General features: G+C 71.5%; 19 protein-coding genes. 9 read left to right on the forward strand and 10 right to left on the reverse strand.

Annotation, left to right across the window (positions count from 1 at the left end; translation table 11 throughout):
* From ACFOYY_RS28265 to ACFOYY_RS28275, 3 genes are all read left to right on the forward strand, one after another.
* Complete coding sequence (locus ACFOYY_RS28265; protein ID WP_352009988.1) at positions 1-1,242, forward strand: ROK family transcriptional regulator; 1,242 nt, start codon at positions 1-3, stop codon at positions 1,240-1,242.
* A gap of 332 nt (positions 1,243-1,574) precedes the next feature.
* Positions 1,575-3,239 (forward strand): carboxylesterase/lipase family protein, encoded by a 1,665-nt coding sequence (locus ACFOYY_RS28270; RefSeq protein WP_362772702.1) that lies wholly within the window; start codon positions 1,575-1,577, stop codon positions 3,237-3,239.
* A gap of 255 nt (positions 3,240-3,494) precedes the next feature.
* On the forward strand, positions 3,495-5,153 hold the full coding sequence (locus ACFOYY_RS28275; protein WP_352009990.1) for an outer membrane protein assembly factor BamB family protein: 1,659 nt from the start codon (positions 3,495-3,497) through the stop codon (positions 5,151-5,153).
* Between the two features lie 81 nt (positions 5,154-5,234).
* On the opposite strand, the gene ACFOYY_RS28280 is transcribed toward ACFOYY_RS28275, so the two are convergent.
* The 4 genes from ACFOYY_RS28280 to ACFOYY_RS28295 all read right to left on the reverse strand — a co-directional run bounded on the left by ACFOYY_RS28280 (position 5,235) and on the right by ACFOYY_RS28295 (position 8,371).
* Positions 5,235-5,870, reverse strand: coding sequence for a phosphoribosyltransferase (locus ACFOYY_RS28280; RefSeq protein WP_386193570.1), 636 nt, complete (start codon positions 5,868-5,870; stop codon positions 5,235-5,237).
* A 100-nt stretch (positions 5,871-5,970) separates the two neighbouring features.
* A complete protein-coding gene (locus ACFOYY_RS28285) occupies positions 5,971-6,891 on the reverse strand; it encodes a DNA-processing protein DprA (protein ID WP_352009992.1) in 921 nt (306 codons plus the stop codon).
* A gap of 82 nt (positions 6,892-6,973) precedes the next feature.
* Positions 6,974-7,492: a PH domain-containing protein gene (locus ACFOYY_RS28290; RefSeq protein WP_352009993.1), complete on the reverse strand. Its 519-nt coding sequence runs from the start codon at positions 7,490-7,492 to the stop codon at positions 6,974-6,976.
* Positions 7,493-7,525: 33 nt separating this feature from the next.
* Positions 7,526-8,371: a biotin--[acetyl-CoA-carboxylase] ligase gene (locus ACFOYY_RS28295; protein ID WP_386193575.1), complete on the reverse strand. Its 846-nt coding sequence runs from the start codon at positions 8,369-8,371 to the stop codon at positions 7,526-7,528.
* 88 nt (positions 8,372-8,459) lie between these two features.
* Here ACFOYY_RS28295 and fdhD point away from each other — a divergent pair, with 88 nt between their 5' ends.
* A complete protein-coding gene (gene fdhD / locus ACFOYY_RS28300; RefSeq protein ID WP_386193578.1) occupies positions 8,460-9,332 on the forward strand; it encodes a formate dehydrogenase accessory sulfurtransferase FdhD in 873 nt (290 codons plus the stop codon).
* A 24-nt stretch (positions 9,333-9,356) separates the two neighbouring features.
* Here fdhD and ACFOYY_RS28305 read toward each other — a convergent pair whose 3' ends face one another.
* The 3 genes from ACFOYY_RS28305 to ACFOYY_RS28315 form a co-directional block, all read right to left on the reverse strand.
* Positions 9,357-11,993, reverse strand: a complete 2,637-nt coding sequence (locus ACFOYY_RS28305) for a phosphoenolpyruvate carboxylase (protein ID WP_362910286.1) — start codon at positions 11,991-11,993, stop codon at positions 9,357-9,359.
* A 65-nt stretch (positions 11,994-12,058) separates the two neighbouring features.
* Positions 12,059-13,663 (reverse strand): hypothetical protein, encoded by a 1,605-nt coding sequence (locus ACFOYY_RS28310; RefSeq protein WP_386193582.1) that lies wholly within the window; start codon positions 13,661-13,663, stop codon positions 12,059-12,061.
* Positions 13,639-14,427 (reverse strand): ABC transporter ATP-binding protein, encoded by a 789-nt coding sequence (locus ACFOYY_RS28315; protein ID WP_362772717.1) that lies wholly within the window; start codon positions 14,425-14,427, stop codon positions 13,639-13,641. The genes ACFOYY_RS28310 and ACFOYY_RS28315 overlap by 25 nt, the downstream gene beginning before the upstream one ends.
* Before the next feature lie 209 nt (positions 14,428-14,636).
* On the opposite strand from ACFOYY_RS28315, the gene ACFOYY_RS28320 reads away from it, so the two are divergent.
* From ACFOYY_RS28320 to ACFOYY_RS28340, 5 genes are all read left to right on the forward strand, one after another.
* Positions 14,637-16,229 (forward strand): acyl-CoA carboxylase subunit beta, encoded by a 1,593-nt coding sequence (locus tag ACFOYY_RS28320; protein WP_352009999.1) that lies wholly within the window; start codon positions 14,637-14,639, stop codon positions 16,227-16,229.
* Positions 16,226-16,423 carry an acyl-CoA carboxylase epsilon subunit gene (locus ACFOYY_RS28325; RefSeq protein WP_352010000.1) on the forward strand — a complete coding sequence of 66 codons (198 nt, stop codon included), beginning with the start codon at positions 16,226-16,228 and terminating at the stop codon, positions 16,421-16,423. The genes ACFOYY_RS28320 and ACFOYY_RS28325 overlap by 4 nt, the downstream gene beginning before the upstream one ends.
* Before the next feature lie 102 nt (positions 16,424-16,525).
* On the forward strand, positions 16,526-17,467 hold the full coding sequence (locus ACFOYY_RS28330; protein ID WP_352010001.1) for an NYN domain-containing protein: 942 nt from the start codon (positions 16,526-16,528) through the stop codon (positions 17,465-17,467).
* A gap of 75 nt (positions 17,468-17,542) precedes the next feature.
* A complete protein-coding gene (locus ACFOYY_RS28335) occupies positions 17,543-18,952 on the forward strand; it encodes an AlkA N-terminal domain-containing protein (RefSeq protein ID WP_386193587.1) in 1,410 nt (469 codons plus the stop codon).
* The gene (locus tag ACFOYY_RS28340) at positions 18,949-19,455 is read left to right on the forward strand and encodes a methylated-DNA--[protein]-cysteine S-methyltransferase (protein WP_362910295.1); all 507 of its coding nucleotides are present in this window, start codon (positions 18,949-18,951) and stop codon (positions 19,453-19,455) included. Before ACFOYY_RS28335 ends, ACFOYY_RS28340 begins: the two co-directional genes overlap by 4 nt.
* A gap of 10 nt (positions 19,456-19,465) precedes the next feature.
* Here the strand turns inward: ACFOYY_RS28340 and ACFOYY_RS28345 are convergent, their stop codons facing one another.
* Genes ACFOYY_RS28345 through ACFOYY_RS28355 form a run of 3 tightly spaced genes read right to left on the reverse strand, consistent with a single transcriptional unit; the run spans position 19,466 to position 23,885 of the window.
* Positions 19,466-20,422, reverse strand: a complete 957-nt coding sequence (locus ACFOYY_RS28345) for a hypothetical protein (protein WP_362772724.1) — start codon at positions 20,420-20,422, stop codon at positions 19,466-19,468.
* Positions 20,419-21,099, reverse strand: a complete 681-nt coding sequence (locus ACFOYY_RS28350; protein ID WP_386193591.1) for a hypothetical protein — start codon at positions 21,097-21,099, stop codon at positions 20,419-20,421. Before ACFOYY_RS28350 ends, ACFOYY_RS28345 begins: the two co-directional genes overlap by 4 nt.
* Positions 21,069-23,885: a hypothetical protein gene (locus ACFOYY_RS28355; protein WP_352010006.1), complete on the reverse strand. Its 2,817-nt coding sequence runs from the start codon at positions 23,883-23,885 to the stop codon at positions 21,069-21,071. Before ACFOYY_RS28355 ends, ACFOYY_RS28350 begins: the two co-directional genes overlap by 31 nt.
* Positions 23,886-23,907: the final 22 nt, after the last annotated feature.

Here is a 23,907-nt window from a genome sequence, read left to right on the forward strand (position 1 = left end):
TTGCATGACGACGTCCGTCCCCTGGAACTGCCCCCCACCCAGCGGCACGTCCTGAGTCACACGCTGGGGCACGGGTCGACCACCCGGCCCCGGCTGCTCGCGGCGACGGGCCTGTCGAAGCCGAGCGTCAACGACGCCGTCAGCTCGCTCGAAGGCGCCGGATACGTACGCCGCAACGGCAGGCACGTCCCGGCGACGGGCAAGCCCGCCGTGGTGTTCGAGGCGGCCGAGGAGGTCGGCTGGGCGCTCGGCGTCGACCTGGGCAGCTCCCACATCGAGCTGATGGCCGTCGACCTCGCCGGGACGGACCGCGCGCACGTCTCCGTCACCGAGCCCGGCGGCCCCGGGACCGCGCGGCGGCGGGAGCCGTCCGCCTCGGTCGTGGAACGGGCGGTCGAGCAGCTCACCGAGTGGTGCGCCCGGCCCGACCGGCTGCGGCGGCTGCGCGCGGTGACGATCGCCGTCCCGCAGATCGTCGACGCGGGCCGCCGCCAGGTCTCGGCCGCCGACGCCGACCGGGAGCGGGGGGCCGTCGCGGCCCTGCTCCGCGCGCTCGCGGACCACTACGACGGCCCGGTCCGGCTGGAGAACAACGTCAACTGCTCGGCGGTGGCCGAGATGCGGCTCGGGGTCGGCGCCGAGGTGCCGAGCCTGGCCTACCTGCAGCTCGGCGTCGGCGTCGGCGCCGGGATCATCAACGAGGGCCACCTCGTCCGGGGCGCCCACGGCGCGGCGGGCGAACTCTCCCGGCTGCCGTTCCCCTGGGCCGACGGCGCCGAACAGGCCTCCCGGTACGCGATGGAGGACCGTCTCGCGGCCTCCCGCCTGGTCGACGCCTACCGGTCGAGCACCCCCGGCGCCCAGGACTCCTCCGTCGGCGACGTGGTGCGGGCGATCCTGGCCGACGTCGCGACCGGCCCCGCCGAGGTGCGGGCCGTCCTCGACGAGTACGTGCGGGACGTGGCCAGGGCGTGTGTCGCGCTGGCGGCCGTCGTCGATCCCGACATCGTGGTGATCGGCGGCGAGATCGGCGACGTCCCCGAGGTCGTCGAGGCGGTCCAGGCCGCTGCCCGGCCGCTGCACGAGTTCCTGGTGGTCTCCGGCAGCGTCATCGGAGAGCTGGCCACCGTCTTCGGCGCGGTCGTCCTCAGCCTTGAGGCCGCACACGCCCGGCTTCTCGGCGAGCACGCGGTGCACGCCGCAGCCGCCGTCGACCGCCTGGGCCCGCGCTCAGACGTCTGACCTGCGGCATCACCCGCCGGGGTGCCCGTGACCCCGTGACCGTCGTCGCCGACCGTGTTCCCCCGCACCACCGACGGTTACCACCGTTGTCATGAAACGGTCAGGATTCCCCTGACCGCTGGTCGATGTGATTCGACCGCTCACCGACGCGGCGGGACCGGTGAGCGCTCCGGGAACGCCGTTCGTCCACCCCGGCACAGCATGCCTGTTCCGTACCATCGGCCCGTCCTATGGTCAGGGTGCCCTCTCGTGTTCATTTGCCCGGCAGATCGAAGTCGGCCCCACCGGCCGATCCCCCCAGCTCTGTTGTCGGTCCCAAAAGGAAACCCAACATGAAGACGAAGAAACGGCACTTCACGTTCACCGTGGGCGTGTCACTCGTCGCGGCTGCCCTGACCCTCACCTCCTCGGTCCCCACCGCTCTGGCCTCCGCCGCGCCGAGCGCTCCGGCGGGCGCGCCGACCGCCGCGGCCCCGCAGACGGCGGCCCCCGACTGTGCCCCCGACACCACCGTGCAGACCGACCAGGGTCCGGTGTGCGGCCTGGTCACCAACGGCGTCAAGTCCTGGCTCAGCGTCCCCTACGCCGCGCCGCCCGTGGGCGAACTGCGCTGGGCGCCGCCCGAGCGGCACGCCCCGTGGACGGAGACCCTGCAGGCCACCCAGCGTTCCACGCCCTGCCCGCAGCCCGCGTTCCTCACCCCCGAGACCTTCAACGAGGACTGCCTGAAGCTGAACGTCGCCGCTCCCGCCGACGCGGGCGGCACGCCGCTGGCCGTGATGGTCGAGTTCCACGGCGGCGGGTTCCGGCTCGGCTCCTCCTCCGACGGGACCTACCTGGCCGGCGCGGGCCGTGTCGTCCACGTCAGCGTGGACTACCGGCTCGGCATCCTCGGCTTCCTGGCGCACAAGGCGCTGGGCGCCCGCTCGGGCAACTGGGCGCTGCGCGACCAGCAGGAGGCGCTGCGCTGGGTCCAGCGCAACATCTCCCGGTTCGGCGGCGACCCGCGCAACGTGACCATCTACGGCGCCTCCGCCGGAGGGTCCAGCGTGTGCGCCCACACCACCTCGCCGCTGTCGCGGGGGCTGTTCCAGAAGGGCATCTCGCAGAGCGGCGAGTACAACTCGCTGCGCGGCCACGAGGCCATGTGGCAGACCCAGGACTGCAAGGCCGACCTGCCGACCGAGGCGGAGGCGCAGCAGACGGGCGACCGGTTCGCCGCCGCCGTCGGCTGCGGGGACGCCGCGGACGTGGCCGCCTGCCTGCGCGCGGTGCCCGCCAAGACCCTGCTGGAGAAGGCCGGCGACGGCCTCGGCCCCGACAAGGGCACACTGGCCCCGATCGTGGACGGCACGGTGCTGCCCCTGTCACCCGCCGAGGCGTTCGCCACCGGCCGGATAAACCGGGTCTCCCTCATGCACGGCGTCGACCGCGACGAGACCCAGCTCCCCGGGGCCAACACCCCGGCGGACTACGAGAGGCTGGTCAAGGAGCAGTACGACACCCTCGCCCCCGAGGTGTTCAAGCGCTACCCGCTGAAGCGCTTCCCCGAGCCCGCGGCGTTCATCGCCTACCGCACCATCGTGGCCGACTCCAACTCCGTCTGCCCCGCCCTGCTGAACGACGAGCGGCTGTCCCGGCACATCCCGGTCTTCGGCTTCCAGGTGGACAACGCCGACGCCCCGCCGCTGTTCTTCCTCGACGCGACCAAGCCGAACGGGTCGTACCACATCAACGAGGTGCCGTTCCTGATCTTCCCCAGGACCGACCTGAGCGGCAACCAGCAGACCTTCGGCAGGCAGCTGGTCTCCCAGTGGACCGGGTTCGCCAAGACCGGCAACCCGACGGTGGACGGCACGCCGTACTGGTCCAGGTACACCCGCTCGCACCCGACGGTCATGTCGCTCGTGCCGGCCGGTGACAGCCAGCTGACCGAGGAGATCGCCAAGCAGCACCACTGCGGCTTCTGGCAGAAGTACGCGGCCTTCACGCGCTGAGCGGCACGCCACAGCCGGTGACCGGACGATCCGACGCACACCTTCCCGTGTACGGCCCGGCTCACCGGCTGTTCGCCCTGCCTCCGCGTGCCGGTTGACCGTCCTCCACCATCGTGCCCGCCCGTCGTAACCGGCCCAAAGGACCGCCCCGGGTCCCGTGGGCCGCACCGAAAGAGGCCGGCCCACGCGACAACCGGCCTCCCCGTTCCCGGTACGGCGCGCCCCGCCGCCGGGACCACACATGGAGAGAAGATCATGGGAACACGTTCCATCCGCAGTGGAAGAGTGCTCAGATCGACCGCGGTCGTCGCCGCGTCGTGCCTGACCCTGCTGCTGAACACGCCTCTCACGGCGAACGCCGCACCCCCCGACGACACCGCGCAGACCACCGAGGCACTCGGCGGGGGCGGGCACTCCCTCCCCGGCGACTGGGCGTCCTGGCAGAAGGACCTGAGCGGTTCGCGCTCCAACCCCTTCGAGCGCAGGCTCACCCCGGCCAACGTGGGGCAGCTCAAGCTGAAGTGGGCCTTCGCCTTCCCCAAGAACGCGGGCACACCGCACAGTCAGCCCGCCGTCGTCGGCGACACGATCTACTTCGGCGCTCCGGACGGCCACTTCTACGCCCGGGACGCGCGCACCGGCGCCGCGAAGTGGGACTTCGACCTGAGCACCGTCGGTCCCGCGAGCTTCCGCGCCGTGGTGCAGGACGGGGCCGCCGTCTCCGGGGGCAAGGTCTACTTCGGTGACGGCCGGGGCTACTTCTACGCCCTTGAGCAGCGCACCGGCAAACTGGCCTGGGCCCGGCAGATCGACACCGAGGTCTCCTCCGGCGTGACCAGCTCGCCGATCGTCTTCGGCGGACGCGTCTACGTCGGTGTCTCCAGCGGCCAGAACATCATGGGCAAGACCTTCCCCTGCTGCACCTTCCGCGGCCACATCGACGCGCTGAACGCCGAGACCGGCGAGCAGGTCTGGCGCTACTACACGGTGCCCGAGCCCAAGCAGAACGGCACCTGGCCCAACGGCGTGCCGAGGTACGAGCCGTCCGGGGCAGGTGTGTGGAGCACCCCGGCCATCGACCCGGTCACCCGCACCCTGTACGTCGGGACCGGGCAGAACTACACCGGAAGCGCCGGAAACTACGACTCGGTCCTGGCGCTGGACCTCACGACCGGCAAGGCCCGCTGGACCAGGAAGATGACCGACGTCGACACCTGGCGGATCGAGTGCTCGGCCCGTACCCCCGAGGACAAGCAGTACTGCCCGAACCTCGACCAGGGAACCGCGCTCGACTTCGACCTGGGCGCCGCGCCCAACCTGTTCACGGCCGGTGGCAGGCACCTGGTCGGCATCGGGCAGAAGGCCGGGGTCTACCACGTGCTCGACGCCAGGACCGGAAAGATCGTCTGGCAGCGTCAGCTCTCCGAGCCGATGCCCAGCGGCGGCCTGTCCGGCATCCAGTGGGGCACCAGCTTCGACGGCCGGCGCCTGTACGTCTCGACCTACATGGGCAGGCCGGGCACCCTGTTCGCAATCAACCCGGCCGACGGCCACATCATCTGGAAGACCCCCAACCCGGCGGACGGCTGCACCACCGGTGGTGCCGCGCAGTACCCGAACGTCTGCCAGCTCGGCCACGGCCCCGCGGTGACCACCACCCCGGGTCTGGTGTGGCTGGGCAGCATGGACGGCAAGATGCGGGCCTACTCCTCACGCACCGGTGAGGTGTTGTGGACCCACGACACGATCACCGAGGTCCAGGGCGTCAACGGCCTGCCCGGACGCGGTGGCGCCGTCTCCGGAGCGGGCGGCGCGGTCGTCTCGCACGGGATGGTCTACGTCAACTCCGGTTACATGTTCACCCCGTACCCCAACCCCGACCACGGTTCGGTCCTGCTGGCCTTCGGCCTGTGACCCCGATCTCCCTCAAGGGAGTGGGCTCTCCCTGAGGGAAGGGCCGGGGGCCGCACCTCCCCCGGCCCGCCTTTCCCCAGCTCATCCTGGATGGACGGCGCACCGATCCATCCTGAAGGGCCTGTCCTTCGTCTCGCGGAGGATGGGCCTCCAGCCGTCCCAGCCGGGGTTCACATGACGGCCGAGAACCACGGCGGCCACCCTTTCCGCGCCCGCCCGTTTGAGCGCGGACGCCACAGACTGAACGCGTGCGCCTGTGGTCCAGGTGTCATCGAGCAGGAGGACACGGGCGCCCCCGACGTCTCCGCCGGAAACCCGGAACCAGTCGGCGCGGAACTCCCGCACCTCCGAGGGGATGTCCGGATTCACCGACAACTCGACCCACGGCAGTCCAAGCCGGTTTCCGACAAGTGACCGCAGCGGATGATCACCCGGCCGGTTCCTGGTGCTGGGAACGACCGCCGCATGACTCCAGGCGGAGACGCGGGCGGCCTGGGCCACACAGCCGAGGTGGTCCCTGACGAAGAGCAGGAACAGACTGAGCAGGTCGGTCTGGATCTCTCCCGAGGGGAACCTCGCCTTGTAGACGGCGAGGTTGTGGGCGTGCTGGGTCCGTTTCTCCGCGTAGGAGATGGGGACCACGACATCGGCGACCCCCGCCCCCGCCGATCTCAGGTGCCGTTCACAGGGGTGGCAGCGGGACCAGCCTGGGTTCACCGGTCCTCGGCACACGTAACAGACGGAGGGTGAGGGGTCGAGGGGATTGCGGAGGTAGAAGGCCTGTTGGGCGACTCGGGCGCGAACGAACTGCCATGGATCAGTTGGTTGCGACAAGGTGGGCGGTCTCCGGAAGCGCTTCGGGGCCGGTGTGCAGGTCCGAGATCACTTGCTCCACCACCGAGAGTAGCTCGCCGAGGCCGGAAACCACATGCACTCCGGGCCTCTGGGAGTATTCCCGCGCCCAGTCGTGCTCCAGAAGCCGGTCGGGCATCACGACGGGGCGGCCGTGTTCAAGAGCCAGCCGCGCCTGGATACGGGCGCCGCTCTTCCAGGGAGCCTCCACCACGACCGTGGCGGCCGCGTAACCGCTCATCACCGCGTTACGCATGGGGAAGCTCTGCTTGCTGGGCGGGGCGTCGGGCCAGAACTGGCTGAGCACCGCCCCTTCGACGGCGATCCGCCGCTGAAGCGCCTGGTTCTCATTCGGGTAGAAACGGTTGACGCCCGTTCCGATGACGGCCACGGTCCGGCCGCCCGCTTCGAGCGCCGCCGTGTGCGCGGCCGTGTCGATGCCTCTGGCGAGGCCGCTGACCACGGTCACCTTGTTCAGGGCCAGCTCCCTGGCCACCACCGACGCGATCCGAAGGCCCTGTTCGCTCGCCTGCCGGGTGCCCACCACGGCGATCGCGCGCCGGTCCTCGGCGGGAACGCCCCGGGAGAACAGCAGCGGAGGCATCTGGTGAATCCCGCGGAGCTGGCTCGGATAGTCATGGTCGAAGCAGGCGTGGACTCCGATGCCCGCGGACTCCCACCCGGCCAGCGAGGTCGCGGCCTGTGCGAGGGCGGACGTCACGGGGTCGGCCTCGGGAAACAACGTTTCCTGAAGGCGGAGCCCCCGCTCCAGCACGGTCACCGCGCTGCCGACCTCAAGCACGTCCAGCGCGATGTCCTGCCATTTGGCGCCAGGGCGCTGCAACAGCGCCACGAGCGCGGCGCGTTCACGCAGTTCCTGGAGCATGCTCCCGATGCTACCGAGCGACAAGGGCCCGCCCCAAGAACTTGCCTCACCGGAACCGTTCTGTCCCGCCCGGCCCTGCGACTCAGACAGGGCGGGGTTCGCGGGGTTCCTCGTCGTCGGCTTCGTCCACGGCGCGGAACAGGTCGGCGCGTACGTCCTGGATGTTCGGGATGTCGCGCAGCGTGACGTGTCCCTGCTCCCCCGCCGACTCGACGTTGAGCGTGCCGCAGCCGAACAGCCGTTCGAGCAGGGTCTGGTCGGCGCTGACCGTGTTGACCTTGGTCATCGGGATGTCCTCGGTCGACTTGTTCAGCACCCCTCTGCTGATGGCCAGCCGGTGCGAGGTCAGCACGTAGGTGGTGTTCTTCCACTGCAGGTACGGCACGAACGACCACACCGTCAGCAGCCCCACCGCGATCACCGCGACGGCGATGCGCGCGTAGCCGTCGTAGGCGAAGACCGGCATGAAGAAGATCCCGGCGCCGGACCCCAGAACGATGAGGACCAGCGCGAGGAACGGCGTGACGAGGCGCTTCCAATGGGGGTGGAACGTGCGGATGCGCAGTTCCCCCTCCGCCAGGTGGTGATCAGCGAGACCCATGGGGCAAATCGTGGCACGTCCCGACCCCGTTAGTCACGGGAGGTGCGGACGCACGTGCACGACGTCTCCCGCGCTCAGCGTGTGCGTGCTCCCCTGCGACTCGACGAGCAGATGTCCCGCCCCGTCGACGCCGACGGCGCGCCCGGTGAGCACCCGCTCGCCCGGCAGCTCGACCCGGACGTCGCGGCCGACCGTCGCGCTGAGCCCCAGATAGGCCGCCCGCAGCCCGCACGCGTCGGCGTCGCCGTCCGCCCGCGACCACTCGTGGTAGTGGGTCTCGATCTCCCGCAGCACCGCCCTGATCAGCGGGTCGCGGTCGACGCAGGCGGCCTCCTCGATCGCCAGCGAGGTCGCGGTCTCGACGGGCAGTTCCTCCGCGCGGATGCTCACGTTGAGCCCGACGCCCACGACCACCGCGCCGTCCACCCGCTCGGCGAGCACCCCGGCGAGCTTGCGCTCCCCGACCAGCAGGTCGTTCGGCCACTTCAGGCGGGCCTCGACCTCGGCGATCCTGCGGACGGCCGAGGCCGCGGCCAGGCCGACGAGCAGCGGCAGCCAGCCCTGCCGCGACGGCGACGGCTCGGGGCGCAGGAGCACCGAGAAGGCCAGCCCGGACCGGGGCGGCGCGCTCCAGACGCGGCCGAGCCTGCCGCGGCCCGCGGACTGCGCCTCCGCGACGACGACGGTTCCCTGTGGGGCGCCGTCGCGTGCGGCCTGGGCGAGGTCGGCGTTCGTCGAGCCGGTCCTGCCGACGACGGTGATGTCCGACCACAGACCGCCGGGACGGACCAGGGCGCGGGTGAGCGCCGTCTGGGACAGCGGCGGGCGGTCGAGATCGGAGAAGGGCGAGTCGAGCACCCGTCCATCTTCCCTCCCCATGCGACCATCCGTTACCGAAGCAGGGCGATGAGCAGGCAACACCGGGGCGGTGACGACGACGCACGCCTGGAGCGCCAGGATGGGAACCATGAACGAAGACTCACGTCATCCGGTGCCCGGAGGGGTCGTCCGGCGCCCCGGCCCCAGCACCAGGACCCGGGTCAGGGAGGTGGCCGGCGGGGTCGTGCGGGACAGGCGTGACGACCTGGCGACCGAGGAGCCGCTGGAGATCAGGGTCCAGGCGGACGGCGCGCGCCGTACGGTGGCGATCACCATGCGGACGCCGGGGGCCGACTTCGAGCTGGCGGCCGGGTTCCTGCACGGCGAGGGCCTGGCCTCGGCGGCGGAGATCGTCTCCATCGCCTACTGCACGGACGAGGACGTGGCGCCCGAGGCCCGCTACAACACCGTCACGGTACGGCTGCGCGGCCCGCTGCCCGACCTGCCCTCCCTCGACCGGCACTTCGTGACGTCGAGCGCCTGCGGCGTCTGCGGCAGCGCCAGCCTGGACGCGCTGCGCGACCGGTGCGCCCCGTTGCCCGCCGGTGACGTGCGGGTCTCCCCCGAGACCCTGTACGGCCTGCCGGAGAGCCTCAGACGGGCACAGGGCGTGTTCGGCAAGACCGGGGGGCTGCACGCCGCCGGGCTGTTCACCCCGGAGGGCGACCTGGTGGCGCTGCGCGAGGACGTGGGACGGCACAACGCTCTGGACAAGCTGGTCGGCTGGGCCCTGATGAAGGGCATGACGCCGCTGACCGGGCACGTCCTGATGGTGAGCGGGCGCACCAGCTACGAGATCACGCAGAAGGCGCTGAGCGCGGGCGTCCCGGTCGTCTGCGCCGTCTCCGCCCCCTCCTCCCTGGCCGTCGACCTGGCCAGGGAGTTCGGGATGACACTGGTCGGCTTCCTGCGTGAGGAGCGTTTCAACCTCTACGCGGGTGCCGAGCGGGTGACCGGGTGAGGACCCGGTCACCCGCTCGAACGGTCAGCCGGTGTTCTGCAGGCCCGCGGCCACGCCGTTGACCGACAGCAGCAGGAGCGTGGACAGCCGCTCGCGCTCCTCCTCGGTCAGGGTGTCGCCGGAGCGCAGGGCGGACAGGGCGCGCAGCTGCAGGTGCGAGAGCGCGTCCACGTACGGGTCGCGGAGCTGGACCGCGCGGGAGAGCACCCTGCGGTTCTCCAGCAGGCGGCTGTGGCCGGTCACCTCAAGGGCCAGACGGCGGGTGCGGTCGTACTCGGTGAGCACCTGCTCGACGAAGTCGTCCCGTCCGCCGAGGGCGAGGTAGCGGGCCGCGATGTCCCGGTCGGTCTTGGCCAGAGACATCTCCACGTTGTCCAGCAGCGAGGCGAACAGCGGCCACTCGCGGTAGGCGGCGCGCAGCTCGTCGATGCCCGACTTGGCGACGGCCGCCTCAAGACCGCTGCCCAGGCCGTACCAGCCGGGCAGGTTGACCCGGGTCTGCGCCCAGGAGAACACCCACGGGATGGCCCGCAGGTCGTCCAGGGACCTGGGCGCGCCGAGGCCGCGCCTGGCGGGGCGGGAGCCTAGGCGCAGCAGGCCGAGCTCCTCAAGCGGGCTGACCAGGGAGAACCACTCGGGGAAGCCGGAGGCCTCGGTCAGCGACCGGTAGGCCCGCTCCGAGGCGGAGGCGACCTGCTCGGCGAGGCCGCGGAAGCGTCCCGCCGCCCTGGCCGTACGGTCCTCGATGGTCGGGGTCGAGGCGAGCAGCACCGCCGAGGTGACCTGCTCCATGTGGCGGCGGGCGATGGCGGCGTGGCCGTAGCGGGCGAAGATGACCTCACCCTGCTCGGTGACCTTGAACCTGCCTCCGACGGAACCGGGCGCCTGGGCGAGCACGGCGCGGTTGGCGGGACCGCCGCCCCGGCCCAGGGCGCCGCCCCGGCCGTGGAAGAGCGTCAGCCGTACGTCGTGTTCCGCGGCCCAGGCGGTCAGCGCCTCCTGCGCCTCGTACAGCTTCAGCGTCGCGGCGGCCGGGCCGAGCTCCTTGGCGGAGTCGGAGTAGCCGAGCATGACCTCAAGCCGGCGGCCGTTGACCGCGAGCCTGTCCTGGATGCCGGGGATGTCCAGCATGCCGGACAGTACGGCGGGCGCGTTGGCCAGGTCGGCGCCCGACTCGAACAGCGGGACCACGTCGAGGCTGGGCGCCCGATCTCCCAGGGCGTGCCCGGCCAGCGTGTAGACGGCGGCGACGTCGTCCGCGGAACGGGTGAAGGAGACCACGTAGCGGGAGCAGGCGGTCGTGCCGAACCGCTCCTGGATCCAGCCGATCGTCCTGATGGTGGCCAGGACCTCGTCGGTGCGCTCCGAGGTACGGCCCTCGGCCAGCTCGGCCAGCGCCTGGGCGTGGACCTGCGAGTGCTGGCGCACCTCAAGCTCGGCCAGGTGGAAGCCGAACGTCTCCACCTGCCAGACGAGGTGCTGCAGCTCGCCGTAGGCCTGCCGGGACGCCTTGGCGGCGACCAGCGACTCCTGGGCCAGGCGCAGGTCGGCCAGTAGCTCCTCCGGAGAACGGTAGGCCAGGTCGAGGCCGCGCTTCCTGGTCGCCGCGATCCTGGCGGCGACGAACAGCAGCCACTGCCGGTGCGGTTCCTGCGGCGAACGGGTGGCCATCTCCGAGACCAGCTCGGGGTGGTCGTTCTCCGCCGCGTACAGCGCGGCCCGCAGCTCCGCGGAGGCGGGCGCGTAGGAGGAGGTCAGGGTGAGCGACCTGCCGATCCTGAGCGCGGCGTTCTCCAGTGCGATCAGCACGTGCTCCGACTGGATGAGCACGGCGTCCCTGGTCACCTTGGCGGTGACGTTGGGGTTGCCGTCGCGGTCGCCGCCGATCCAGCTCCCGTAGCGGATGAAGGCCCTGGCCAGCGGCTCACGGGTGCCGGTGCCCTCGCCGAGCGCGGCGTCCAGCGAGCGGTAGACCAGCGGCACGACCCGGAACAGCGTCTCGTCGAAGGCGGCCATGGCGGTGCGCACCTCGTCGAGCGGGTCGAGCTTGGTCGACCTGAGCTGCGCGGTCCGCCACAGCAGGTCGATCTCCTCAAGGAGCCGCCGCCGGGTCTCGGCCCGTTCGGCCGCGCCCCGGTCGGGACTGTTGTAGGCGGCGAGCCTGCCGCTGATCCGCTGGATCGCGGTGACGACCGCGCGCCTGCGGGCCTCGGTCGGGTGCGCGGTCAGCACCGGGTGCAGCCGCAGCCCCTCGACCAGCTCGGCGACGCGCTCACCGCCCAGTTCCTGTACGGCCTGCGCGATGGACTCCGGCAGCGGTTCCTCCCCCGTGTCACGGACACGGAGGGTGCGGATCCTGAAATGCTCCTCGGCGAGGTTCGCCAGGTGGAAGTAGCAGGTGAAGGCGCGGGCGATCAGCACCGCCCTGTCGACCGGCCACTGCGCGACCATCTCGGTGATCTCGTCGCCGGAGACCTTCCCGCGACGGGCGTCGATGACGGCCTTGCGAAGGCGTTCGACGTCGGCGAGCAGGTCGTCGCCTCCGTGCTCGGCGATCACCTGCCCCAGGAGCCCACCGAGCAGCCGCACATCCGCGCGGAGCTCGTCGGGCATCTCGGTGACAGCGGATGAACGTTCTGCGGTGTTCGCGATAGCGGACATAATCGTCAGCGTAGTCAGTCCGAATTCTTCACCGCAGACCGGTCCCACCTATTGGACTAGACCAATCAACCCCCTCGGGAGACGGCCCCCACGAGCTCCGGATACCTGCGGAAACCGACGCTCCCCGCCACTCTCCGTCCCGCCCACGCGACCAGCAGTCCGTACGGCACCGCCAGCACGCTGACCCAGGTGGCGCCGAGCAGGACGGGCACGACGACGGGCAGCGACAGCAGGCCGCCGCCGATCATCGCGCCGAAGGAGGCCACGAAGGCGAGGCCGCCCTGTCCCGGCACCGCGCCGGTGAAGGCGTTGAGCCGCTCCGGCACCGAGTACGGCACCAGCACGCTCGTCAGGGCGCCGACCCCGAGCCCGACGCCCAGGACGCCCCAGCCGCTGAGCGCTCCGGGGATCGCCAGCATCGGGTCACCGGCCAGCAGGGAGGCGATCACGGCCACCAGGGCGAGCAGCGGCACGGCGATCGTCGCGACGGCCAGGTGCCGCCCGGCCAGGTCGGTCCGCCAGTCTCCGCCGGTGCCGTAGACCACGGCGTTCATCCACAGCGAGCGGCCGTCGATGCCGAAGGAGTTGGCCGACTGCAGGGCGATCATCACCGCGCCCAGGCAGGCCGGGCCGACCACCAGGCCGGCACCGCCCATCCCCTCCCCCCTGCTCAGGGAGAAGGCCATGATGCCGGTGACCACAAGGGAGGTGAACCAGACGACCCTGCCCCTGGGGTCGCGGCGGGCGTACTTCAGCTCCTTGGTCGCGACCGCGGCGAGCTGCCCGTCCGGCAGGAACCTGGCGAGCAGGCCCCGGGAGTTGCGCACCGAGGCGCCCTGGGTCGAGGCGTCCGGGGTGACCAGCGCCCTGCGCAGCGCGGCGATCCACAGCCGCCCGATCACCAGCACCAGTACGGCCAGCACCAGCAGTTCGGCGACGGCGACCAGGCCGCCGTCCGCGACGGCGTGGGCGGCCAGGCCCGGCGGGGTCCAGCGCAGCACCGAGGCCACGGCGTGCAGCATCCGCCCCGGGTCGGCGGAGAAGCCGCCGTTGAGCACCAGGTTGGGGATCTGCCCGGCCAGGACGAACAGGACGACGGAGACGGCGAGCACGTCGCGTCCCCTGCGGGTGCGCATGACACCGGACAGGGAGGTGGTGACCAGCCGTGAGGTGACGATGCACAGCGCGAACTGCAGCAGCACCGCGACGACCCCGAGGAGCACTCCGCCGATCCCGCTCGCGATGCCGACGACCGCGCCGGACATGACGATCAGCGCGGAGATCGGCCAGACACCGGTGATCGAGGCGGCGAACATCCCGGCCGCGAGCCTGCCGGTGGTCAGCGGCAGCAGCGCCAGGCGCGACGGGTCGAGCGTGTCGTCGAGACCGAAGACCAGCAGCGGCCCGATGGCCCAGCACACCACGAAGACGGTGAACAGCACCACCCCGACGTCGGCCGCGATCCCGGCGGGGGCGAACCGCAGCGCGGAGACCCCGACGAAGCCGAGACCGGCGACGACCACGGCGGCGAGCACGGTGAAGACGAACCCGGCGACACGCGCGCCGTTGCCGCGCAGGTTCCCGGCGATCAGCCTGAGCTTGAGCCGTACGAAGAGCATGGGGCCGACCCGCGCGGCCCGTTCGTTCACGCCGAGGTCGCGCCCAGCCATGACAGACCCTCCCCTCCGCCGTCGCCGTGTCCGTGGCCGCCCGCGCCGACCAGCCCGAGGAAGGCCTCGTTGAGGCTGCGTCCCGCGCGGACCTGGTCCAGCGGCCCCTGGGCGACGATCTGGCCCCTGCTCATCACGGAGACCCAGTCGCACAGGCGCTCGACGAGGTCCATGACGTGGCTGGAGAAGACGACGGTCGCGCCGGACTCGGTGTAGCGCCGCAGGACCTCGGTCAGTGTGTTGGCGCTGACCGGGTCGACGCCCTCGAAGGGCTCGTCGAGGAAGAGCACCCTGGGGTTGTGCAGCAGGGCGGAGGCCAGGCCGATCTTCTTGCGCATGCCGGTGGAGTAGTCGACGACGAGCTTGTCCGCCGACTCCGTCAGGTCCATGACCCGCAGCAGTTCCTCGGCCCTGCGTTCGACCTCGGCCTTGGGGATGCCCCTGAGCTGGCCGTTGTAGGACAGCAGTTCCCTGCCGGACAGGCGTTCGAACAGGCGCAGCCCCTCGGGCAGCACACCGATACGGGCCTTGACCTGGACCGGGTCGCGCCAGACGTCGAGGCCGTCGATGTGGATGGCGCCGCCGTCCGGGCGGAGCAGACCGGTGACCATGCTGAGCGTGGTCGTCTTACCCGCGCCGTTCGGACCGACCAGTCCGGCGAAACTGCCGCGGGGCACGACGAGATCGACACCGCCGACGGCCACCTGCTGCCCGAATCTCTTGAAGAGCTGTTGTGTTCGTACCGCTTCGGCGCTGTCCATCATGACCTCTATTTTGCCAGAATTAACCTTTTGGAAGTCATACCTCCCAGCTCAGAACGGTCCGGGACCCCTCTGGGTTCCGGGATCACCGGAGGGCTACCCTGCTGGAAACGAGCGGGGAAAGCGCCCGCGCGCCCGGGAACGTCAGGCCGCACAACGGCAGCCACGCCCGGACGCGCCTGTCACGAACGCAGCGAGGAGTGAAGGACCCGATGAGCGCCGAGCCGACAGCCCCGGGGATCGACATCCACACGACCGCGGGCAAGCTCGCCGACCTGGAACGCCGCCTGGACGAGGCGGCTCACGCCGGTTCGGCGCGCGCGGTCGACAAGCAACACGCCAAAGGCAAGATGACGGCCAGGGAGCGTGTGCTCTCCTTCCTGGACGAGGGCAGCTTCGTCGAGTTCGACGAACTGGCCAGGCACCGTTCGACCAACTTCGGCCTCGACCGCGAGAGGCCGTACGGCGACGGCGTGGTGACCGGGCACGGCACGGTCGACGGCAGGCCGGTGGCGATCTTCGCCCAGGACTTCACCGTGTTCGGCGGCTCCCTCGGCGAGGTCTTCGGCGAGAAGATCGTCAAGGTCATGGACCACGCCCTGAAGACCGGCTGCCCGGTGGTCGGCATCAACGACTCCGGCGGGGCGCGCATCCAGGAGGGCGTCGTCTCCCTGGGCCTGTACGCCGAGATCTTCAAGCGGAACGTGCACGCCTCCGGCGTCGTCCCGCAGATCTCGCTGGTCATGGGCCCGTGCGCGGGCGGCGCGGTCTACTCCCCCGCGCTCACCGACTTCGTGCTGATGGTGTCGGAGAAGTCGCACATGTTCATCACCGGCCCCGACGTCATCAGGACGGTCACCGGCGAGGAGGTGACGTTCGAGGAACTCGGCGGCGCGCACACGCACAACTCCAGGTCGGGCGTGGCGCACTACGAGGCCGTCGACGAGGCCGACTGCCTGGAGTTCGCCAGGGCGCTGCTGTCCTACCTGCCCTCGAACAACCTGGACGAGGCCCCGGTGCTGGACGCGGAGCCGGTCCTGGAGACCACCGACGAGGACAGGGAGCTGGACACGCTGATCCCCGACTCGGCGAACCAGCCGTACGACATGCACACCGTCGTCGAGCACGTGCTCGACGACGGCGAGTTCCTTGAGGTGCACGCGCTGTTCGCGCCGAACATCCTGGTGGGTTTCGGCCGGGTCGAGGGACGTTCGGTGGGGATCGTCGCCAACCAGCCGATGAGTTTCGCCGGGACGCTGGACATCGCGGCCTCCGAGAAAGCCGCCAGATTTGTCCGTACTTGTGATGCCTTTAACATTCCCGTTCTTACTTTTGTGGACGTACCGGGATTCCTTCCGGGAACTGATCAAGAATGGAACGGGATCATCCGCCGCGGGGCCAAACTGTTGTACGCCTACGCCGAGGCGACCGTCCCACTGGTCACCGTGATCACCCGCAAGGCGTACGGCGGCGCCTACGACGTCATGGGCTCCAAGCACCTGGGCGCGGACGTCAACCTGGCCTGGCCGACCGCGCAGATCGCGGTGATGGGCGCCCAGGGCGCGGTCAACATCCTCTACCGGCGTGAGCTGGCCTCGGCCGCCGATCCCGACGCCGAGCGGGCCAGATTCGTCACCGAGTACGAAGACACCCTCGCCAACCCGTATCTCGCGGCCGAACGAGGGTATGTGGACGCCGTGATCCGCCCGTCCGACACCCGAGTCCAGGTCGTCAGGGCCCTGCGCGCCCTGCGCAACAAGCGAACGGTCCTGCCCCCCAAGAAGCATGGGAACATCCCGCTATGACACACCTGAAGATCGTTCATGGAGAAGCGACACAGGAGGAGGTCGTCGCGCTGGTGGTCGCCCTCGCCGCACGGACGGCCCCGGCGGCGAAAGCAGTACCAAAGCGCGAAAATTGGCGTAATCCCTCACACCGCATGCGAAAGTATCTGCCCACCGGACATGGTGCTTGGAGATCAAGCGGACTGCCTCGTTAGATCCATGGAACGGGGTGTCAAGTTGCACGAGACTTGGGACTATCTAAGAAATGGGCGCATATAGTCAGCCCGATCAGTGAGTTCCGAGGCCTGGAGGACGAGATGACCATCCTGGACCTCACAACGCATCCCGTCGCCGCCAAGTACGCCGTCCTCGTGGACGTCGGCTATCTCTACGCGGCGGCGGGAGAGGTCCTCCTGGGCGCCAAGGAGCGCAAGGAGTACCGCGTCGCCGCCGACGAACTCATCCAGGCGCTGCAGAAGCACGCCGAGGCGCGCATCCACGGCGAGCTGCTGCGGATCTACTGGTACGACGCCGCCAGAGACCGGGTGCCGACCGTCGACCAGCGCGTCATCGCCCAGCTCCCCTGGGTCAAGGTCCGGCTCGGCAACCTCAACGCCCGCGGCCAGCAGAAAGGCGTGGACGCCCAGATCAGGAGCGACCTGGAGGCCCTGGCCAGGCACCACGCGGTGAGCGACACCATCCTGCTGGCCGGGGACGAGGACATGGTCCCCGCCGTCGAGGCGGCCCAGGCCTACGGCGTGCGCATCCACCTGTGGGGCGTCGAGCCGCCCTACGGCACCAACCAGGCCGAGCGCCTGGTCTGGGAGTCCGACACCGTCGAGATCATCAGCGCCGACTTCCTGCGCTCCTTCTTCAGCCGCGCCCCCGCGCCCGTCCCCGTCCCGGTGCCGCCGGTGACGCCCTCCCCGGCCCAGGTCTTCGCCGGCCGTACCGCCGCCAAGCCGAAGGCCCCCGCCGGCCAGCCCGCCAAGCTCGGGCCGAGCCGCCCCCGGGTCGAGGACGTCGGCGAGCACGTGGCCCAGAAGTGGATCCTCACCCGGGGCCGCGACAACATCCGCGACCTGCTGCCCGGCCCGATCCTGCCCACGGTCATCGACACCGAGCTGCTCATCGAGGCCGAGAAGGAGCTGGGCCACTCCCTGCGCCCCTACCCCGAGGCCAGGGTCTGGCTGCGCGACGGCTTCTGGGCCAGGGTCTACCGCGAGTTCGAGATCGGGGTCGGCATCTCCTCGAAGTGATCTCCCCGCGGTGATCCACGGTCACGTCCGAATCCCGCCGGTCACACCCTCTACGCTGCTCATATCGTTGAGGACATGTCCGTCGCAGAGCTTGACTTCGACTCCTGTTACCGCGCGGTGACCGCCAGGGACGCCCGGTTCGACGGGCGGTTCTACACAGCTGTCACCTCCACCCGCATCTACTGCAGGCCCATCTGCCCCGCCCGCACACCCGCCTCGCGCAACGTGCGCTTCTACCGCCACGCCGCCTCCGCCGAGGCGGCCGGGTTCCGGCCGTGCAAACGCTGCCGTCCCGAGCTCAGCCCCGGAGACCCCGGCTGGGACCACCGGGGCGACCTGATCGGCAGGGCACTGCGGCTGATCGACGAGGGCGTGGCCGACGACGGCGGGGTCGCCAGGCTGGCCGGTCGCCTGCACATCACCGAACGGCACCTGCACCGCCTGTTCACCACCGAGATCGGCGTCGGCCCGCTGGCCGTCGCCAGGACGAAACGCCTGCTGCTGGCCAAACAGCTGCTCACCGAGACCGGCCTGCCGATCACCGACGTGGCCTTCGCCTCCGGCTTCGGCAGCGTGCGCCAGTTCAACGCCACCATGAAGGAGACGTACGGCTTCACGCCCGGCGAACTGCGGGCGACCGCGAGCAGGGACGGGGGCGGGAACGGGGGCAGGGCCGTGGCCGACACCTCGCTGACGCTGCGGCTGCACCGGCGCGAGCCGTACGACTCGCGGGCGCTGCTGCGGTTCCTGCGGGCCAGGGCGATCCCCGGCCTGGAGACCGTCGACGAGACCTCCTACAGCAGGGTGGTCCCCGGCGGTGCCGTCACCCTCACCCCGTTGCCCGGCCACGTGCGGCTCGACGTCGAACTCGACGACACCCGGGGGCTTGCCCGCGTCGTGGCCCGCTGCCGCCGTCTGCTCGACCTCGACGCCGACCCGCAGGCCATCGCCGACGCGCTCGGGGGAACCTCCCTGGGCCCGCTGGTCACCGCCAACCCGGGCCTGCGGGTGCCCGGCGCGTGGGACGGCTTCGAGGTCGCCGTGCGCGCCGTGGTCGGCCAGCAGATCTCCGTCGCGGGCGCCCGTACCCTGCTGGGCAGGATCGTCGCCCGCGCGGGCCACGGGGGCGTGCTGTTCCCGGCCCCCGGCGAGCTGCTCGAAGCCGACCTCGAAGGGCTCGGGCTGACCGGGCGGCGGGTCGCCACGCTCAGGGCGCTCGCCGCGTGCGTCGCCGAGGGCGAGATCGACCTGGACGGCGCGCAGGAACCCGCCCAGGTCGTCTCCCGGCTGCTGCCGCTGCCCGGCATCGGGCCGTGGACGGCGAGCTACGTGGCGCTGCGGGCGCTGCGCGACCCGGACGCCTGGCCCGACGGCGACCTGGTGCTGCGCAGGACCATGGCCCGCCTGGACATCCCCGAAGATCACATCGAGCGGTGGCGGCCCTGGCGGGCCTACGCCGCGCTACACCTCTGGAGCGCCGCATGACCGTCGAGGCACAGGTCCTCCCCACCCCCATCGGCCCGCTGGCGCTGCTCGCCCGCGAGGGCGTCGTCGTGGCGGCCGGTTTCACCGCCGACCCCCAGGAGATGTTCGTACGGCTCCCGCCCGCCCTCAGGGCCCTCGACCTGGTCGTCACCGACGACCTGGGCCCGTCCGCGCGGGCCGTACGGGACTATCTGGACGGCGACCTCAAGGCCCTCGACAGCGTCGAGGTGACGCAGCCCGGCACCCCGAAACGGCAGCGGCTGCTCGACGCCCTGCGGCAGGTCCCACCCGGCGTCACGGTCAGCTACGCCGAGCTGGCCGAACGGGCGGGGCTGCCCAGGACGGCGGCCAGGGCCGCGGGAGGCGCCTGCGCGCAGAACCTGATCGCCCCGTTCGTGCCGTGTCACCGCGTCCTGCCCTCGACCGGCGGCTTCGGCGGTTACTACTACGGCGTCCCGGTCAAGCGGTGGCTGCTCACCCACGAGGGCGCCCTCCTGCCCTGACCGGCCGGCCTCATTCGTCTCCCTTGACGACGCTCTGCACCTCGCCGACGGCCACGTCCCGGTCCGCGCTCACCTGGACCGGGGCGTAGTCGAAGTCGACCCCCGGCGCCGTGACGGGCCACACCGCGGTCACGGTCATCGTGTAAACCCCGCGCGGCTGGTCGGCCGAGGCCCGCCGGTAGGTCACCCCGCAGCTGAACCTGTCCTTCTCCCCCTTGCTGTACGGCTTGCCGCCCCCCGCACAGTTCTGCTTGACGTCGGCGCGATCGCCCGTGGTGCCCGACTTGATCTGCAGGCTCCCGAGGGTGGCCGTGACCGTGGCGCTCATGACGCCGGGCAGCGTCGCGGTCACCGAGCGCGTCTTGGCGCCGGTGTCACCGAGCCAGACCCAGGTGTCCAGGTTGACGTAGCTCTTGACGTTCGGATTGACCTCGATCTTCGGCTTGGGCACGGTCAGCGCGGCCCTGGCGATGTCGGCCAGCTCCCTGACGGTGATCCCGGCGGGCGGGGTGGTGTTCGGCGGGACGAACACGTACGGTTCGAGCCCCGCCAGGCAGGACAGCGCGTTCGGGTCGGCCGCGTTGTAGGCGCGCGTCCACCAGTTCCCCTCCTTGCCGACCTTGTCCTTGAACTGCTTGAGGTCGTCCAGGTGCCTGCGCCACTCCGTCTCGGGGATCCACTCGGGCTTGCTCCCCTCCTGCTTCTTCAGCATGTCCTCGGCGTTTCCGCCAGGTTCGTACCAGCAGGGGCGCTTGACCCGGTAGCCGTCGCTCTTGCCGCCCGTCCCGTTCCCGGACACGACGATCCGGGAGTCCTTCAGGACGACGCCGACCTTCTCGTTGCCCTCGCCCCCCTGGAAGCCCGTGGCCTCGGGACCGCCGCCCCCTCCGGGAGGGGCCGCGAAGGCGACGGAGGGACTCGTGACAGCGAGCAGGACCAGCCCCGCGACGGCCGTTCTCCCGATCATCGCAAACATCCCTTCACCCGTTCGCTGGGAAGTTCCGTGTGCCGCAGCAGCGCGACCCGCCACACCCCGTCGTCGCCGAGCCGCATCCCGGCCGCCTGAAGGAAGGGCTCACGGGTCCACGCGGGCTGGCGGGCGAGCGGCCTCCCGGTCGCCGTGTCGAGCAGACGCATGCCGGACTCGTCCATGCACGCCTCCATCTGCGCCCCTCTGCCGTCCACGGGGCCGACGGTCAGCGCGTAGACGCGGGCGGTGCCCCGTACCGAACGGTGCTGGTCGAGGAACTCCCCCACCCACGTGCTCAGCTCGCCGACCGCGTCACCGGTGACGGCGTCGAGATAGCCGACGTCCCTGCCGCCGGTGACGACGGCCCTGAACGACCCGGCCAGGTGGTCGCGGAAGGCGGCGACCATCCCGGCGGTGTCCCGGTCGGGGGCGGCGGGCCACTCGACGACCAGCCGTACGCCGGGGGCGACCTCGACCGTCTCCGTCCGTGCCGTGGGGGTCGCGACGGGCGCCCTTGAGAGGTCCGGCGTCGCGCTCGCCCCACCGGCGTCGCCCTGCGGGACGAACCTGTCCGGCTCCGCCGTACAGCCCGCGAGCAGGACTCCTGCCACCGCGACCCCGGCCGCCAGGGCCCTCCCCGCCCTCATGCGGACGGCGCCGAGCGCATCCGCCACGAGGGCAGCAGCTCGTCGATCAGGGCCTCGGTCTCCGGGGCCATCCCGCTCCCGCCCGGCTGGGCGGCGGCCCTCCTGCTCAGGGCCTCGACCACGGTCCGCAGCCGCGCCTGGTCTCCGGTGAGGTGGGTGGCCCGCAGCAGGTCACGCCAGAGCCCCTCGTCGTCGGCGGCGAGCAGCAGGCCCGCCCGCACCGCGGCGACGGCCCGTCCCCCGTCGCCCTCCTCGATCCGGATGTCGCAGAGCCGGTGCGCGGCGTCCGCGACGGCCGCCGTCACGTCGTACTCCAGGTCGTCGTCGGCCAGCCAGGCGTACCGGCCGCGCGGGCGGCCGTTGAGCAGCGGCCCGCGCACCAGGTTCAGCGCCCGTTCGAGCAGTACGGCGCGCACCCCGGAGTCGGTGTGGGAGCGGCGGACCAGATCGCGGAAGACCATCCAGTCGGTCCGCACCTCGGGGCCGAGGCGGAACCTGCCCGCCTCGTCGGCGTAGAGGTTGGGGCGCCCCGCGCCGTCGGTGCCCAGCCAGTCGACGACCCTGGCGATGGTCGCGTCCCTGACCGCCGCCTGCACGCCGCGTGGCCACAGGACGCCGCCGAGCACGACCGGGTGGACGCCGCCCGGGTGGGTCGCGAGGTAGACGACGAGTTCCACCGCGAGCGTGGCCCGTCCCTCCTCCATCGGTGAGGGGCCCGCGATCTCCACGGGGCCGAGGACCCGCACCTCGACCGAGGCGTTCGCCGGGACGGGCTCCGGCCGGTCGCTCATCGGCTCGCCGTCGAGCCGTCCTGCGGTCTCGAACAGGTCGATCAGGGCACGGTAGTGGCGGCGGGGCAGCAGCTGGGCGTCCACCTCGAAGCCGAGCGCGTCCACCTTCGCCCTGCCGTCCTCGGTGACCTCCCAGTTCCAGGTGGCGTGCGGGACCTTCCCCGCCACGACGTACCCGGCCGCTGTCCTGACGCCCTTCCTGGCAAGTACGGCCAGCCGGTGCCCCTCCTCCTCGTTCGGCACGAGCGCGGAGAGCACGTAGTGCGGCGGCCAGATCGGCTCCGCGGCCCGCCCCTGGATCCTGCCGGTCAGCACGTCCCCGCCCTGGCCGCGTTCCGCGGCCCTGGCCTCAAGCTCGGGCAGCAGTTCGGCGAGGGTCGCGACGTGCCTGACCCGGTCGGGGGCGATCACGGTCAGCTCCTCGCCGAACCCGACGAGCGTGACGGTCATCAGGTCCGACCAGCGGTTGGTCGCCAGTTCGACGGCGAGCGCGGCCAGGGCCTCGGTGCTGCGCGGGCCGTCGAGGCTGATCAGGCCGTGCGCCGCCTCCAGGTCGACGAGCACGCGCCCCTCGCCGTTCGACCCGAGCGAGACCAGCCCGGGGTACGGCGCGGGCGCCTCGGACAGCGCCCGTTCGTCGAGCATCCTGCCCTCGTGGGCGGGCAGCTTCCACACCTGGCCGCCGTCGTGGGCGCTCCAGGGCGCGGGCGCCTCGGCCACGGGCGGGTGGATCCACAGGTCGAGGCTCTGCGCCGACAGGTGGGCGGCGTAGATGGTGGGCGGGATGCGCTTCTGCGCGGCCAGGGAGCGGCCGAGCAGCCGCAGCCCGATGTCCAGCATCCGGCTGCCCGGGGCGTCGGCGCCCAGTCTGAGCGCCACCTCCGCCTTGGCCGCGTCGTCCTTCGGCCTGGCGATCCTGCGCCCGAACGCCCTGTGCCACAGCTGCTGTCTGCGCCTGCGGCCCAGGGCCGCCAGCAGCCCGGCCGCCGCGAGCGAGGCCCCGGCCAGGTAGTCGAGCAGCTCCAGCCCCTGCTGCTGCCCCTGGTCGCGGCCCTGGTCCTGGCTCTGCTCCTGTCCCTGGTCCTTGGTCCTGTACGGCTCCCGCCTGCCGCTGTCGGCGCTCTCCTCACGGGAGTCGGCGGGTCTGCGGGCCTCGCCCCTGTTCTCCCCGCCGCCCGCCTCCTGCCGGGCCTCGCCCGGCAGGTCGGAGCCTCCCTTGGCCGAGATGTCCTGGGTGTGGCCGTCGAGTTCCGCAGGCTTGCCCGGGTGGTCCTCAAGGGTCTCCCCGCGCGGCTGGGAGGCCGGGACGATGTGCACGTTCCTGGCGTCGTCCGGCATGTCGAGCACCCAGCCCGGCCTGATGAGGTCGGCCATGTGCAGGCGGCTGCCGTCGGGCTGCTCCTTGTGCTGGTTGAGCCGGTAGATCTCCGGATAGCGCCGCCCGTCCCCGAGGCACTTCTCCGCGATCTCCCACAGGCTCTCGTGGTGGCGCCCGTGCGGCGGCTGCACCACGTAGACCTTCCTGGCCTTCTCGACGTGCACCAGCGGCGCCCGTTCCTCGGGCTCCGGGGTGGTGACCGAGGCCGCCGCGGTCGCGGGGGCGGCGGGCGTCGCCGTGGGCCTGACGATCGGCACGACGACCGCGGAGACGGTGAACAGCAGCAGGACCGCGGAGACCAGCCGGTTGGCCAGCATCTGGGTGCCGCCGGAGAAGGGCACCCTGGCGGGCATGCCGACCCGGCGCAGCCCCGCGTAGATCTCGACGATCACGCAGACGGTCAGCTGCAGCCAGGCCAGCCAGACCAGCAGCACGAGGATGGCCACGATCATGCTCGTACCGACCTGGCTGGTCAGCAGGTTCAGGTGGAGCAGTTCGGGCGACAACGGCGGCCCGGCCAGCCTCAGCAGCGCGTAGGGAACCCCGCCGACCAGTGCGACCAGCACGACCAGCGCGCCGAGACCGGCGGCCAGGTCGCCCGCCGTACGTCTCGGTCGTATGCGCGTTGGCTGTCGCGTGGGCATGCGTCTCCCTTCGTGTCCAGGT

This window comes from Streptosporangium jomthongense, assembly GCF_042650425.1.
Lineage (GTDB): Bacteria > Actinomycetota > Actinomycetes > Streptosporangiales > Streptosporangiaceae > Streptosporangium.

What these genes read in the sequence shown, in the direction of transcription:
- ACFOYY_RS28270 (WP_362772702.1), top strand. Translation starts at nt 1,575, where the DNA reads ATGAAGACGAAGAAACGGCACTTCACGTTCACCGTGGGCGTGTCACTC.
- ACFOYY_RS28275 (WP_352009990.1), top strand. Translation starts at nt 3,495, where the DNA reads ATGGGAACACGTTCCATCCGCAGTGGAAGAGTGCTCAGATCGACCGCG.
- ACFOYY_RS28285 (WP_352009992.1), bottom strand. Translation starts at nt 6,891, where the DNA reads ATGCTCCAGGAACTGCGTGAACGCGCCGCGCTCGTGGCGCTGTTGCAG.
- ACFOYY_RS28290 (WP_352009993.1), bottom strand. Translation starts at nt 7,492, where the DNA reads ATGGGTCTCGCTGATCACCACCTGGCGGAGGGGGAACTGCGCATCCGC.
- ACFOYY_RS28295 (WP_386193575.1), bottom strand. Translation starts at nt 8,371, where the DNA reads ATGGGGAGGGAAGATGGACGGGTGCTCGACTCGCCCTTCTCCGATCTC.
- fdhD (WP_386193578.1), top strand. Translation starts at nt 8,460, where the DNA reads ATGAACGAAGACTCACGTCATCCGGTGCCCGGAGGGGTCGTCCGGCGC.
- ACFOYY_RS28305 (WP_362910286.1), bottom strand. Translation starts at nt 11,993, where the DNA reads ATGTCCGCTATCGCGAACACCGCAGAACGTTCATCCGCTGTCACCGAG.
- ACFOYY_RS28310 (WP_386193582.1), bottom strand. Translation starts at nt 13,663, where the DNA reads ATGGCTGGGCGCGACCTCGGCGTGAACGAACGGGCCGCGCGGGTCGGC.
- ACFOYY_RS28315 (WP_362772717.1), bottom strand. Translation starts at nt 14,427, where the DNA reads ATGATGGACAGCGCCGAAGCGGTACGAACACAACAGCTCTTCAAGAGA.
- ACFOYY_RS28320 (WP_352009999.1), top strand. Translation starts at nt 14,637, where the DNA reads ATGAGCGCCGAGCCGACAGCCCCGGGGATCGACATCCACACGACCGCG.
- ACFOYY_RS28325 (WP_352010000.1), top strand. Translation starts at nt 16,226, where the DNA reads ATGACACACCTGAAGATCGTTCATGGAGAAGCGACACAGGAGGAGGTC.
- ACFOYY_RS28330 (WP_352010001.1), top strand. Translation starts at nt 16,526, where the DNA reads ATGACCATCCTGGACCTCACAACGCATCCCGTCGCCGCCAAGTACGCC.
- ACFOYY_RS28335 (WP_386193587.1), top strand. Translation starts at nt 17,543, where the DNA reads ATGTCCGTCGCAGAGCTTGACTTCGACTCCTGTTACCGCGCGGTGACC.
- ACFOYY_RS28340 (WP_362910295.1), top strand. Translation starts at nt 18,949, where the DNA reads ATGACCGTCGAGGCACAGGTCCTCCCCACCCCCATCGGCCCGCTGGCG.
- ACFOYY_RS28345 (WP_362772724.1), bottom strand. Translation starts at nt 20,422, where the DNA reads ATGATCGGGAGAACGGCCGTCGCGGGGCTGGTCCTGCTCGCTGTCACG.
- ACFOYY_RS28355 (WP_352010006.1), bottom strand. Translation starts at nt 23,885, where the DNA reads ATGCCCACGCGACAGCCAACGCGCATACGACCGAGACGTACGGCGGGC.